Annotated in this window: 8 protein-coding genes; 1 reads left to right on the top strand and 7 read right to left on the bottom strand. The window is 34.4% G+C overall.

Features of this window, described 5'->3' with window-relative positions; all coding sequences use genetic code 11:
* Positions 1-333: 333 nt before the first annotated feature.
* The 3 genes from ileS to BN2665_RS11085 form a co-directional block, all read right to left on the bottom strand.
* Positions 334-3441 carry an isoleucine--tRNA ligase gene (ileS, locus tag BN2665_RS11095; RefSeq protein WP_055667192.1) on the bottom strand — a complete coding sequence of 1036 codons (3108 nt, stop codon included), beginning with the start codon at positions 3439-3441 and terminating at the stop codon, positions 334-336.
* Positions 3442-3946: 505 nt separating this feature from the next.
* A complete protein-coding gene (locus tag BN2665_RS11090; RefSeq protein WP_055667191.1) occupies positions 3947-5767 on the bottom strand; it encodes an ABC transporter ATP-binding protein in 1821 nt (606 codons plus the stop codon).
* 4 nt (positions 5768-5771) lie between these two features.
* Positions 5772-7499 carry an ABC transporter ATP-binding protein gene (locus BN2665_RS11085; RefSeq protein WP_055667190.1) on the bottom strand — a complete coding sequence of 576 codons (1728 nt, stop codon included), beginning with the start codon at positions 7497-7499 and terminating at the stop codon, positions 5772-5774.
* 107 nt (positions 7500-7606) lie between these two features.
* Here BN2665_RS11085 and BN2665_RS11080 point away from each other — a divergent pair, with 107 nt between their 5' ends.
* On the top strand, positions 7607-8407 hold the full coding sequence (locus tag BN2665_RS11080; protein ID WP_055667189.1) for a MerR family transcriptional regulator: 801 nt from the start codon (positions 7607-7609) through the stop codon (positions 8405-8407).
* A gap of 198 nt (positions 8408-8605) precedes the next feature.
* Here BN2665_RS11080 and BN2665_RS11075 read toward each other — a convergent pair whose 3' ends face one another.
* From BN2665_RS11075 to nuoL, 4 genes are all read right to left on the bottom strand, one after another.
* Entirely contained in the window at positions 8606-10084 is a 1479-nt protein-coding gene (locus BN2665_RS11075; protein ID WP_055667188.1) for an Lsa family ABC-F type ribosomal protection protein, read from the bottom strand.
* A 465-nt stretch (positions 10085-10549) separates the two neighbouring features.
* Positions 10550-11977 carry an NADH-quinone oxidoreductase subunit N gene (locus BN2665_RS11070; protein ID WP_055667187.1) on the bottom strand — a complete coding sequence of 476 codons (1428 nt, stop codon included), beginning with the start codon at positions 11975-11977 and terminating at the stop codon, positions 10550-10552.
* Positions 11977-13482 carry a complex I subunit 4 family protein gene (locus BN2665_RS11065; RefSeq protein ID WP_055667186.1) on the bottom strand — a complete coding sequence of 502 codons (1506 nt, stop codon included), beginning with the start codon at positions 13480-13482 and terminating at the stop codon, positions 11977-11979. Before BN2665_RS11065 ends, BN2665_RS11070 begins: the two co-directional genes overlap by 1 nt.
* Positions 13482-15371: an NADH-quinone oxidoreductase subunit L gene (gene nuoL / locus BN2665_RS11060; protein ID WP_055667185.1), complete on the bottom strand. Its 1890-nt coding sequence runs from the start codon at positions 15369-15371 to the stop codon at positions 13482-13484. The genes BN2665_RS11065 and nuoL overlap by 1 nt, the downstream gene beginning before the upstream one ends.
* Positions 15372-15391 lie beyond the last annotated feature (20 nt).

Raw genomic sequence — 15391 nt, 5'->3', positions numbered from 1 at the left:
GTGATAGATTAATGTGTAATATGTACAATTGTAGCATATAAATCCAGATTATATCTATGAATATTAATTATAAGTTTAATATTTTCAACCTACTATATCCTAATAATAAAAAATGAAAAAGAAGAATCCTATTATCTGAGGATTCCCCTTCTTTATTATTTATAAAATATCTCTGTACTTTCTCATCGATTTCTATCCGTCCCATATTCGGTGTCTAGTAGCTGCAATATACCTTGAATAGTTTCTTGTATCTCCTTTGGTAAGGGTTTTACATATTTTATTACAAATTTATTATTTGAGAACATTACGTATTAGCTGGAAACAAATGCTCCTTTAAAATATATGATTATCACATATTTGTAAAATAGTTAAGCTTTCATCTATATTCACTTCTTTTGCAACTAATGGTAAATCTATAGATTCAACTATATCCGAGGCCAAGGTTTCTTCACAGATACTCCTATGGTATCTTTTAATTACCTCATCAATTCTCATGCTGTTACTCTTTATGCCAAGAACTATTTTTTGTTCCACTCTTAGTCCAGCCTCTTTTCTCAGCAGTTGGCATTGACGTAAAAGTTCCCGATAAAAACCTTCTAAAATAAGGTCTTCACTGAGTGTTAAAAGCAGTGCTATTTCTATGTTTCCATCATTCCCAACAGCAAAATCATCATTGTATATGGTTTTTTCTAAAAATAGTTTACTTTCCAATGGTTTATCCCATTTAGGTATTTTCACCCGAGCTCCTGAGTCGAACTGATTTACCATTTCAAACATTTCATACTCAGTAGTCTCTTCTAAGAGTCTCTTTACCTCCTTGAGATTCTCTTTAAGTTCAGTTCCTGCATTTTTAAAGTTCAAAGTAAGGTATCTCTTTTTCAAGCTACAGAAATCCTCTAGAAAAACTATTTCTTTTATATTAAGCTCATCCCTAATTATATTCATCATTTTATTTATAATTTCTTTATTATCATAATCTGTCCTTATATACATAGCTGACAAAGGCTGCTTAACCTTAAGTTGTTTCTCATTTCGTAATTTTAGAGCCAAGCCTACTAATTTTCTTACAATCTCCATTTCCTTCAATATCTTACTATCTTCCACTTGCAGCCCTTGCGGCCAATTGCTTAAGTGTATAGATTCCTCTGAAGAACTTTCAAAGCATCTCACCATATTCTGCCACATTTGCTCAGTCATAAAAGGTATAATTGGCGCCATTATCTGCATAGTGGCTTTTAAAGCATGATATAAGCACCAATATGCAGCAAGCTTATTTTCAGTTTGTTCTTGTTTCCAGAATCTGCGCCTATTTATTCTTACATACCAGTTTGACATATCATCAGTAAAGACTTCAAAAGCTCTTATAACCTCTGAGGTCTTATAATTTTCTAACGCGCTTGTCGTCTCTTCTATAAAGCGGTTAGTTCTTGCAACCAACCACCTATCAGTTATATCAAGCTTTGTATCAGCCTTAAAATTCTTAAGCTCAGGTTTTTCAATAGTTGCATAGGTCATAAAGAAACTATATACATTCCAAAAAGCAAGCAGCTTTCTCCTAGCTTCCTCCCCTAAATTGTAACCAAACCTTACCTCACTGGCTACATTTGTACCGGCAAAAAGATATCTTATAGCATCTGAACCAATATTCTCAGCAGCCTCATCAAATTTTATCATAAAGCCAGTTTTTGAAAACTTAGAACCATCTTCTCCTACAACACTGCCATAGGCAAGCACTCTTTCATAAGGTGCTTTTCCTGTAAGAGTAACGCTCATAAATAGAAGAGAATAAAACCACAGTCTTACTTGTTCTATCATCTCTGTTACCCATTCTGCCGGAAAATTTTTTTCCCACTTGTCTCTATCATCAAAGTATCCCATAGTCGAGAAAGGAGTTATTCCAGCATCCAACCATACATCACCAACTTCAATAATCCTTGTTACTTCACTTCCACAATATGGACACTTTATTTTTATATTATCTATCCATGGTCTATGAAGCTCTGGTAGTTTGTCAACCTTACTTCCTCCAAGTTCTCTCAGTTCCTCTTTTGACCCTACCACAGTAAGCTTGCCACATTTCTTACAAGGATAAAAAGGTAGTGGTAATCCATAAAAACGCTTCCTTGAAATGCTCCAATCTCCCATATTTGCAAGCCAATCCTGCATTCTCTTTCCAACATGTTCAGGCTCCCATTTCACAGTACTTGCAGCATCCTTAAGTTTTGGTTTGATTTCTTCCGTAGCTATATACCATTCCTGTACAAGTCTAAATATAACTTCTGACTTACACCTCCAACATATGGGATAGCTGTGCTTATGGCTATGAGTCACAAATAGTTTGCCCTGCTCTTCTAATTTTGAAAACACACTCTCTGAAACTTCTGATACATTTTTCCCTATTAGCCAATAATATCCTTCTAAAAAGTTTCCATATTCATCTACTGGACATATTGAAGGTAATCCAAGCTTTTGTCCTAACTCAAAATCCTCTACTCCACATCCTGGAGCTATATGAACTACTCCGGAGCCATCCTCTGAGGAAACCATATCCCACGATACTATTTTGTGACTAAGCTCCTTTTGGGCAGGCAAGAAGGGGAAACAGGTTTCGTAACCCAAACCTTCAAGTTCACTTCCCTTTACATCCTGCAGTATAGTCTTTTTTTCTTTTATAAATCTCAAAGCACTTTTAGCTAATAGTACAGGTCTTTTATCGCCATAATCAACAACACAATAATCTATTTCCGGATTAACTGCCAATGCAACATTAGCACATAATGTCCAAGGTGTAGTTGTCCATACTAATATATCCCAAGGCTTTTCTTTCAAAGGGAGTTTAAAAAGCACTGCATTATGCTCAAGCTCTTTATAAGATCCTGTCATTTCGTGTTCAGAAAGAGAAGTGCCGCATCTAGGGCACCAAGGCATTGGACGATGGGTCTGTTTTATCCATTTATTTTCATGACACTTTTTAAGAAAGTTCCATATACCAGCTATATTTTCATCGGTATTTGTATAATAAGAATTTTCCCAATCCATCCACTGTCCTAGACGTTTTGACTGTTCAGTTATAACTCTAGAAAATCTTTCTACTCTTTCAACACATTTATCAGTGAAATTGTCCATTCCAAAGTGTTCAATATCTTTCTTATTTTTAAAACCAAGCTCCTTCTCAACTTCCACCTCTACCCATAATCCCTGTGCATCGAAGCCATTTCTATAAAGGCAGGAATGACCTTGCATAGCTTTATATCTCAAGAAAATATCCTTTGTTGTCCTTCCCCAAGCATGGTGTATCCCCATGGGATTATTAGCAGTTATAGGACCATCTAGAAATCTAAAAGGTTTTTTATCCTTATTCTTTATCTTAAGCTTTTCAAAACATTTATTTTCTTCCCAAAAGTTCATTACCTCATGTTCAAGCTCTATAAAATCATTCATTTTTATCCTCCTTTATTTAACAATAATTGATGAGTTTCTTTTTTAATGTCTTCAATATCGCTGCTAATGTCTCCTTCACTCATGCCAATCACCACCTTCCAAAATTACATTGGAATGTCTTGGTGTTAAAGAGGATATAAAACAAAAAGACCTTCGCCCCTATAACAGGACAAAAGTCTATACTTCTTCTATACCACCTGATACGACATACCAACATATGCGCTCCATATAACGGTGGAACCCGTCAGAACCTACTCCTAGTGTTTCGGTCTAAAACTCTGGAGGGATATTCGATAATTTTCTAATCGTATCAGGCTTTCACTATCCCCGACTCGCTTTGTCTTTCAAAAATTATTTACTGTCTCCATCATAGCTTATAACAATATATAACGTTATTGGTATAATATCATACGATCAATAATTTGTAAAGTGTGTAAATAAGAGGTTGACGTCCGTATCAGCAAGAATATTTCTATAACAAAAATGCTTTTTTCTTTTATATCATTTAATTGGCCACTTCAAACTGACTGTAATAAAGGGAAGCATAGAAACCATTTTGCGCTAGAAGACTCTCATGGTTTCCTCTCTCTACAATATCTCCATCTTTAACAACCAAAATCATGTCTGCATTTTGGATAGTTGACAGTCTATGAGCTATGACAAAACTTGTTTTATCCTTCATAAGCCTTGATAAAGCTTTTTGAATTTCTATTTCTGTTCTTGTATCTACACTTGAAGTAGCCTCATCTAATATCATAATTGTTGGATTAGTCAGCATAGCACGAGCAATAGTTAAGAGCTGCATTTGTCCTTGAGAAACATTAGATGTCTCACTAGATATTACAGTATCATATCCTTCTGGGAGTGTACGAATAAAATGGTCGCAGCAGGCTGCTTTTGCAGCAGCTATAATTTCTTCTCGTGTAGCATCCATCTTACCATAAGCAATATTTTCAGCTATTGTACCTTTAAACAGCCATGTATCTTGAAGTACCATACCAATTTGTCTACGCAATGTGCTTCTAGAAATTTCAGTAATGTTAACCCCATCAATTGATATAGATCCTCCATTCAATTCATAAAAACGCATAATCAAGTTAATTAATGTAGTTTTTCCTCCACCTGTTGGGCCAACAATAGCTACTATTTCGTTAGGCTTTACTTCCAAATTTAAACTCTTTATTAAAGTTCTATCTTGTGTGTAACCAAACTTTACATTCTTAAAAGTCACTCTACCATTAGATTTTGGGAATGTACTAGCCGTATTATCTATAGCTTCTTCCTCTTCATCTAATAGTTCAAAAACTCTCTCAGCTCCAGCAATAGCAGATTGTAGAGACATAATAACATAAGATGCTTGAGTAATAGGCTCGGAAACTTGATTTACATATTGTAAAAACGCCTGAATTCCACCTAAGGAAATTTGTCCACTAAGTGTCATTATTCCTCCTACAATAGCTGTAACAACGAAACCTAATTGATTTAATAGCCTTATAGTTGGATATATAGCAAAATCAATGAATTGTGCTTTTCTATTTGCTTCAAGCTGCTTTTTGTTAAGCTTAGAAATCTCTTCAATCATATCAGATTGTTGGTTAAATACCTTTATAATACGATTTCCAGAATATACTTCTTCAATTTTTCCACTCAAATCACCCATGGCAGCAAAATTATCTGCATAATAACGTTGACTCAATTTTGATACAAAATTTGTTGCAATAGCACTGATTCCAATGGATATAAAAATTAAAAAAGATAACTTTGGATTTAAGATAACCATCGCAATAATGGTAAATACAATTGTAAAGCAAGAAGATATAAACTGCATAAATCCGACTTGCATTACTAAAGATACTTTTTCAAGGTCAGTTGTTACTCTACTCATAACATCCCCTGTTTTATGTGAATCAAAGTATTTCAGCGGAAGCTTATTTATTTTTTCGCTAATGTCTTTACGTAGTGATAGGGTTAAATTTTCACCAATGCTAGATATTATATATTGCTGAATATAAGAAAGCAAACTGTTAACAATAGATGTTAGTACTAACATCAAAACTGGCATAGCTAGTGCCTGTGTCACCATTGATAAAACACTTACAGATCTATCATAACTACGAATTGCATTTACTAGATTATTAATAGCTGCTCCAACCATAAGTGGCATAATTGCATAAAATGCACTGCTAAGTAATGCCGATATACCTACAATTATCAGCTTTTTATTTTGCGTTTTTAATCTTATCATTAGTCTTTTAATAGTCTTTTTTGTATTTTGAGGAATATCCTCGCTAAACACCATTGTATTTTTATTTTTATCCTTCTTCATAAAATCAAGCCTCCTTTATATTCATCTGACTTTTAGCAATTGCTTGATATACAGGACAGTTTTTCATTAGGTCAATATGTTTTCCAATACCAACTAGTTTTCCTTCATCTAATACAAGGATTTGATCTGCATCCATAATTGTACTTACTCTCTGAGCAATTATTATCTTAGCTGCATCTGTCATATTTTCTTTAAGTGATTTACGAAGTGCTGAATCTGTTTTTAAATCCAAAGCAGAAAAGCTATCATCGAAAATATAAATTGGTACCTTTCTTATAAGGGCCCTTGCAATAGACAAACGTTGCTTCTGTCCACCTGAAAAATTTGATCCACCTTGAGAAACTTCAGATTTTAATCCCATAGGTAATTTATCTACAAAAGAATCTGCTTGAGAAATACTTAATGCTCTCTTCATATCTTCCTTAGTTGCCTCTTTATATCCCATTCTTAGGTTATCTTCAATTGTCCCACTAAATAAGAAAGCTTTCTGAGGAACGTAACCAATTGTGTCCCTTAATTCCTTTTGTGAAAGGCATCTTATATCCACACCATTTATACGAATTTCTCCTTGGTCTATGTCATGTAATCTTAAAATAAGATTAGCAATAGTGCTCTTACCAGAACCTGTACTTCCAATAATGGCTGTTGTCTGACCTTCATTACATGAGAATGATAAGTTTCTTATAACTGGTTCCTCTGCTCCATGATAAAAGAAAGATATATTTTCAAATTCAACGACTGCAGGGTTATCCCTTATATATTCTTTTTCTATGTTTAAATCCTGAATCTCTGGATTAATTTCCAAAACTTCCTCTATACGGTCAAGACATGATTTCATTTTAGGAAGAGTAACACTCGTTGTTGTAGCCAACATTATATAGCTCAATGTAATAATAGAGTATTCAATAACAGCAGTTATTTGTCCAATTTCCATTGTCCCCTTCATAGAAAGTACTCCACCTATCCAAACTATAAGAGCTATAGATAAGCCAATTATAAGCCATATTGTAGGATTTAATACAGCAAATAGCTTATTTAGCTTTATCATATCTGTAGCATATCCCTTAAAAGCTTTGCCTGCTCTACCTTCCTCGTATTTTTCATTTCCGAAAGCACGAATAACACGGATTCCAGTAATAGATTCCCTTATTACCTGATTAATATTATCTAATTTAGTCTGAACCCTTTTAGAAATAAATATTGATTTCTTAAGTACTAATCCAGCAAAAGCCATAAATATTACCACAGATAAAATAAGCATTAAGGCTAAAGTAAAACTAGTGTATGCTGTCATAACAATAGATGTACTAATAAAAAGTGGGGCTGGAACTATAAGCTGCAAGACCAATCCAAAAGTCTGTTGCAGATTAGAAATATCTGAAGTTGTACGTGTAATCATAGAAGAAACCCCAATAGTGTCAAATTCATGAATAGATAACTCCTGACTCTTACTTAAAATCTTATCTCTCATGTAGTATCCAAAAACTGCAGCAAGGTCTGCAGAATAGTAACTTCCTAACACAGCTGCCACTGTTGTTATTAAAAGAACTAATATCATTTGAACTCCTATACGAAGAATCTCATTCATATCACTTTTTAAAATTCCATTGTCTACAATTCCTGCTATCAGAAATGGAATGAGTAATGTTCCTACTACTTGTCCTAAAAGCATAACTAATGTTATTCCTACTTTGCCTTTTCTTTCTTTTAGGAATAGTTTTAAATACTTCATAGTTTACCTCCGTTATGTAAGTAATTTTGCAAAATTTATTTTCAGTGGTATTATAAAGCTTAAAGTAACTTTAATGTCAATAGTTTATTTAAAACTTGGAGGTTATTATGAAAGATAAATCTTATATGCCAATAAAAGAATTTTCCCTTCTCACTGGTATTAAGCGTGAAAACCTAAGATATTATGATCAAATTGGATTGCTCTCTCCAGAATTTCGTGGCGAAAATGATTATCGCTATTATACTCGAAGCCAGCTTACTACAGCATATTTAATCATTTCTCTTAGAGAGATTGGCATTAGTATAGACGAAATCAAGAAGTATATAGATATACGTAGTCCTGAGCAGATGTTTTCTTTATTTAGCGCACAGAAAAAACATATTTTGACGGAAATAAAAAAACTTAAACGTATTCTAGAAATCATGCAATTATATGTGGATATGGCAGAAGATGCTATTAGATATGAGGAAAACAGCATAAATATTGAATATAAAAAGAAAGAGCCTATTTTTTTAGGACCTATGCTTTCTAATGATCCTCTAGATAATTCTACTATTTCATTTTATAATTTCGCTGCTGAAAATGGAATTGATGTAGGTTATCCCCTTGGTGCTATTATTAATACAGAAAGCATTGAGTCTGGAGAGCCTTTATTACTAATGCACTACTATTTTAAGGTGAAAAATGGCCAAAATTCATATAAGCCAGAAGGTAAGTATGCAGTGTTCTATGGTAGATGTGCTTATGGAGAATCCGATGATCTTTATGAAAAGTTATTTACATTTATTAAAGAAAATAATCTACGTATTTGTAGTAATGCCTATGAGGAATATCCCCTAAATGAACTTACTACTAAAGATGAAAAACAATACTGTGTAAAGATAGAAGTTATGGTAGAAGATATTTGATATTCTCCTAATTTCTCTACGCTATAGATGCAAATAAAACACGTTGGCGAGAAATATCAGCTTTAATCAAAACATTAAGATACAAAATAGCTTTGTTTTTGTTCCATAGAACTTCCGATCTTCATTGCTCTTCCGATTTAGACAGATAAAAAGGGTAGTCATTCCACTACCCCCTTTAACATACCCTGATCCATAAAGCTAAAGTTCAAAAATCTTTGTTGCAATATTTTTGCAAAATTCACTGTCATGTTCCACAAACAGTAAAGTTGGCGAGTATTCAAGCAATAACTCTTCTATTTGCATACGTGAGATAACATCAATAAAGTTAAGAGGTTCATCCCAAATATGCAAATGAGCTTTCTCACAAAGACTTTTTGCAATGAGCACTTTTTTCTTTTGGCCGCCGCTGAAGGATGACATATCTTTTTCAAATTGATCTCTGGAAAAATCAAGCTTTCTTAAAATGGCTTTAAAAAGACTTTCATCAATATTGTTATTTGAAGCATAGTCAGTCAGATTGCCCTGAAGATGCGATGTATCCTGGGACACATAGGATATTTTAAGCTGACTTCCCCTGTTGAAATTACCTGTGTAGTTTATATCCTCGCCACAAATAAGTTTGATAAGACTCGACTTTCCTGAACCATTTTTACCTTTAAGTGCAATTCGGTCACCTTGCTCAATACTAAAGCTAACATCTTTACACACCATGGTATCGTCATAAAAAATCGAAACATTCTCAAGTTCCACAAGTTTGCTTTTATGATAAACAAGTTGGGAAATCTTCAAGCTGTCGGAGCTTTCAATATTTTTGAGAAGCTTAGACTTTTCTTCAATAGCAGCTTGCTGTCTGCTTTCAATTGACTTAGAACGTTTCATCATTTTAGCAGCTTTATGTCCAACATAACCTTTATCCAGCTTAGAGCCAGAGTTTGTTGTTCCTTTCTTGGATTTTTCTACTTCATGGGACCAATTACCTGTTCGTTTAGCCGACTCCGATAAGCGATTAATATCTTTTTTAAGCTTCTCGTTTTCTGCAAGCTCAAAGTTATCCTGCCTTTGTTTATTTTCCCACCAGCCGGAAAAGTTACCTTTTTGTATTTCTATATTTGTCTTATTTATTGAAAGGACATGGTCAATACAGTTATCTAAAAAATACCTATCATGTGAAATCAGAATAAATCCTTTCTTTTTTCTAAGGTAATTACTCAGCTTTTTTCTAGCTTCAGCATCCAAATGATTTGTAGGTTCATCAATAAGTAAGAAGGAATTCTCCTTCAAAAACATAGCAGCAAGCAATGCCTTGGTCTGTTCTCCTTTTGATAGCGTACAAAACTGTCTATATAAAACATCATCGTCTATATCTAAAAGCGATAATTCTTTCATTATTTCCCAGTCCATTGAGTTTGGACTGATTTCTCTTATAATATCTATAGTGAAATATTCTTGTTCCTGAACCTCATAAGGAAAATATTCAAACGCTACATTGGCTGAAATATTTCCAGCATATTCATATTTACCGAGTAAAAGATTCAGAAAGGTAGTTTTTCCTCGTCCATTTCTTCCGGTAAAACCCAATTTCCAATCGGTATCTATTTGAAAGTTTACATTTTCAAAAATATTATCATAACTGCCTTCATAAGCGAAGGTCAGGTTTGTTACATTTATTAAAGACATATTTTTATCCTCCTTTGTGATTAAAAGTACAAATAACAAAGTCGGAACATAGGCGACTGGTATTACTCCATATAAATGTCGCCCGAAGTATCCGGCTCTATATGAAGATTATCATGTGTTAACGAAGTATCTTTATTATCCATTATATAATCCCTCCTACTTATTCTCATGATTTGTAAAAAAATAAGAGCCGCAAGAAATTATTATTCTTACAGCTCATAAACATATCAAATCTAACCCTCTATTAAGGGCAGGTCGAGTATATATTTTCTGAGTGAAAAAACAATTAACTTTCTTGCATAAGCACAACAAAAAAATGACATTATAGGAACTCACAATTTTGTTATGCTTTGTTAAACTAGCAAGAAAAATTAATCATCTTTTCAACTCCAATCATCATATTTGCTCAAATTATATCATACTAACTTTCATAATGCAACAAACAAATCAATTATCTATTAAAGTTTATTTAATAAAGGTACCCGCTATCACTGTAGTCCACTCTGTTATTGGACCAGGATACAATCCCATTAGTAGAATCATTACTATTGAAACAATCATCACAACTCTTAGTGAAAAAGGAACCTCTATAGGTGTACTATCATAGTCTCCATCCATAAGCATTACTCTAATTACAACTATATAATAGTAAATAGAGACTACACTCATGCCCATAGCTATAAAAGCGAGCCATATATAGCCTTGCTTCACAGCTTCTGAAAACAAATAAAACTTTCCTATAAATCCAGCAGCCGGTGGTATACCCGCTAAACATAGAAGACTTATCAATAGTGACGCTGTAAGTAATGGTGAGCGCTTCCACATTCCACTAAAGTCCTTTATATCTTCTTTACCGGTTTGATTGTAGAAGGTTGTAATAGATGCAAAAGCACCCATATTAGCAAAAATATAAAGTAGTATATAATACAGCATCGCCCCTACGCTAGTCTTGGTATATGCAATTATCCCAATGAGTATATAACCCGCATGAGCAATACTTGAATAGGCCAACATTCTCTTAATATTAGTCTGTGGTATTGCCAATATATTACCTAGTATAATGGATAGTACTGCTAATACAACAATTAAAGTTAAAAGTATGCTGTGATTTGGCTGCATCACTTGCATCAGTAGCTTTATCAATACTGCGAAAGCTGCTATTTTCGACCCACCAGCCAAAAATGCTGTAATTGGCGTAGGGGCCCCTTCATAAACATCCGGTGACCACATATGAAAAGGAACTACCGATATTTTAAAACCAAAGCCCGCTATCAGTAATATACTTCCTAGCATTACTAAAGGCTTATTATTACCTGTTGCTAAATAACTAACTATATCTGCAAATGAAACTGACCCACTGAGGCCATAAAGTAAGCTCATTCCATATAAAAGACCTGCGGTGGACATGGCACTCAATAATACATACTTGGTTGCTGCTACTGTTGATTTTATATTTTTCTTATCATAAGCTGTAAGTATGATAAAAGATATAGACATTAATTCAAGTCCAATATAAAGTGTAATCAAGTCGTTAGCTGATGCCATGACCATCATGCCCAAAACAGCGAAAATAATAATAGTAAAATATTCACTTCTGCTGTCTGATAACTTTTTAACGTAATTTATAGATATTAAGGTTACTAAAATAGCAGATATTATAAAAAGCTGCTTAAAGTAGACTGTCATACTATCGCTTACAAATAATCCCTTATAAAAGCTTGAGCCTTGTCCGAAATCATATATAAAGCTGAAAAGTAATATACCTAAAAGACCTAAAGCTGAAAAATATCCTATTATATATTTTTTAGTACGGGGAAGCACTAAACCCATTACAAGAAGTAATAAGCCCAGAGAAGCAATAAGTATCTCAAGTAAAACTGAATTAAAATTCATTAAAAAATCCCCCCTATACCAAATAAGATAAACTTCTGAGCTATAGGAACTATTCCACTGGTAATCATATCCATAATAAGTTTCGGGAAAATTCCAAGTGTTATTAAGGTTCCACTTAATAGTATTATAGGTATCATTTCAACACCCTTCGCATCTTCTAATCCATCCCAATTTGTGTTCCGTGGTCCAAAAAATACTTGTTGTATAACTCTTAGTACATATATTGCCGTTATTACTATTGCAAACATAGAAATTACAGCAAGTACAGGATATACTTGAATTGCACCTACAAACACCGAGAATTCTGCTACAAAATTAAATAATCCAGGTAATCCTAAGGAAGCTAGCCCTGCAATCATAAATGCTGCAGCCACTCTTGGCATTTGATGAGCCAGTCCACCAAAATCGGAAATAGTTCTCGTATGTGTCTTTTCATAGATTAATCCTACTAGAGCAAAGAACAATGCCGCCATGATTCCATGAGCAAACATCTGTGCCGCAGCACCGCTTATTGAAACTGTATTAAGTGAAGCTACACCAATAAGTACATAGCCCATATGACTTACCGATGAATTAGCCACCACATATTTGATATCCTTTTGCACCATAGCTACAAAGGCTACATACACAGCATTTACAGTAGCAAGTACTGCAATTAAAGGAGCCCAATAGGCTGCGCCTTCCGGAAAGAAGTTTATACCTACACGTATAAGTGCATAACCTCCAAGCTTCATAATAACACCCGCAAGGAGCATACTTATTGCTGTTGGAGCTGCTGAGTGTCCATCCGGTGTCCATCTATGAAGAGGAAACATAGGAACAAGAACTCCAAAACCTAACATCAACACAAAGAATGCGAATTTTTGAAATTGAACATCATATTTAACAGAAGCAAGCTTTACAATATCAAGGGTGTATTGCCCAAGTCCTGCTACCGAATCCCCTGCATATGCGTATATAGCCATAATTCCCACAAGTGCTACCGCGCTGCCTCCAAGTAGATATAATGTATATTTCATCCCAGCATATTCCTTATTCTTACTTCCCCAAACGTTGATAAGTATGAACTTAGGTATAACTGCCATTTCCATAAATAAGAACATTAGCAGTAAATCTCTTGAGATGAAAACACCAAATACTCCTCCTACCAGTAAAAGCATATAGAAGAAAAATTCTTTTACTCTGTTTTCGAGCTTCCAGGAAACAAAAACTCCACTGAATAGTATTATTGATGTAAGAAGCACCAATGGCATACTTAATCCATCAACACCTAAGTCAAAATTTATCCCAAATTGGGGCACCCATTCATAGTGTTCAAGGAATTGCATTCCCCCCATAGCACTATCATAGTTAAAGTAAGCAACAAAGGATAATATTAAAGCAGCGGAAGCAGCAAATAACGATATTACTTTTACAGCCTTGTTGTTTTTCTGAGGAACAAATAAAAGCAGCAATGCTCCTATTATTGGTGATAAAAATATTAGAAAAAGTATATGAAATCCCATTATTTAAATACACCTCCCAGTAAAGGAGTGGACATAACTATTACAATTATAACCACTGCAGTAAATATTACTAAAGCATAACTTTGTAAATAGCCTGTCTGAATAACCCGAGCCTTTTTTCCCGTAAATCCTAATAATTTAGCAAATCCATCAAATATCTCATCTATTAGCTTATGGTCTATCCAATCTAATATTTTCCCTACAACAATCATTACATTGTTGAAAATCCAAGAATATATCTCATCTACATAGAATTTGTTGTATAAAAGATTATATAAACCATTCCATCTCTTGACAATATCTTTAGTGTCTACAACCTCTTTATAATATAGAAGCCATGCTGTAAAAATTCCAGAAAGTGCAGCTATGGTAGATATACTAGCTACAATCATATTGATCTGTGGAATCTCAGCTTCACCAAAGAAGATAAACGTACCAAAGCTTTGTCCAAAAGTATTATAGAACCAGGGCGAATTTATAAATCCACTAAATATGGACAATATCGCTAATATTATAAGCGGAAGAGTCATAACCCAACCGGATTCATGGGCATGATATTCTGAACGTTTCTTTCCAAAGAAAGCTACAAAAATCAGCCTGAACATATAAAAGGCAGTCATAAAAGCTACTACGGTTCCTATAATGTATAAGCCTATATGTCCATTTGATAATGCCGCACTTAATATTTCATCCTTACTCCAGAACCCTGACAGAGGAAAAATACCTGCCAGCGCAAAAGATCCTATCACAAAGGTCCAGGTAGTAATGGGCATTTTTTTCTTCAGTGCACCCATTTTAAAGATATTCTGCTCTTCAACTGCATGAATGACACTTCCTGCTCCAAGAAACAACAGTGCTTTAAAAAAAGCATGGGTTGTAAGGTGGAACATTCCAGCAGTTAAACTTCCAAGCCCCATAGCCATAACCATATATCCAAGTTGACTTAGGGTTGAAAAGGCAAGAATTCTCTTTATGTCCTTCTGCACAATAGCTATTGAGGCTGCAAAAATTGCAGTAAATCCTCCTATATATGCCATTGCAAGAAGTATGGTATTAGCACTTTCAAATAAAATAAATCCTCTGGCTATAAGATACACACCTGCTGCAACCATTGTTGCCGCATGAATGAGCGCACTTACCGGAGTTGGACCTTCCATTGCGTCCGGAAGCCATACATGCAGTGGAAACTGAGCGGATTTTCCGATAGGCCCTATAAATATCAGCGCAGCTATAAGAATTAGAGAAACTGTTCCCTTTGATCCTTCTATCAATGCCGCAAGTTCTCCAAAATTAAAAGTTCCAAACTTAACAAATAATAAAATTATACCGATCATAAATCCAAAATCTGCCCATCGGTTAGTTATAAATGCCTTTTTGCTTGCATTAGCAGCAGCGGGCTTATGAAACCAAAAGCCTATTAAAAGATAGGAACAAAGCCCTACCAGCTCCCAACCTGCAAACATCTGGAAGTAATTACTTGATATAACAAGAACCAACATTGAAAAAGTAAACAGGGATATATATGCGAAATAACGGGAAAATCCATTGTCTCCCTTCATATATCCTATGGAATATAGAATTACCAGTGTTGCAACAAAGGTAACTATCACAAGCATCAGTGAAGAAAGTGGATCTACCAGAATTCCCATCTGTATTTTAAGTCCCTTAAATGCTCCCATCGATGGAATATTTAGCCAATCAACTGACAATTCCTGCGGTTTTGCTCCGCGTAACATATTAATCAGAACTCTTACTGAAAGCAGTGCAGAGGTACCTACTGCAGTTAATGCTACCAACGCACTTACCATTTTAGCCCTTTTTGTTAAAAAGACAATTATGATAAAAGACAAAAGTGGCAGCAGCGTTATAAATAATGCATTTTCAGCCATTAATATTCACCTACCTTATT

Source organism: Desnuesiella massiliensis, assembly GCF_001403615.1.
Lineage (GTDB): Bacteria > Bacillota > Clostridia > Clostridiales > Clostridiaceae > Desnuesiella > Desnuesiella massiliensis.
The sequence above is the reverse complement of the archived record's forward strand: the minus strand, read 5'-3'. Positions and strand labels throughout refer to the sequence as shown.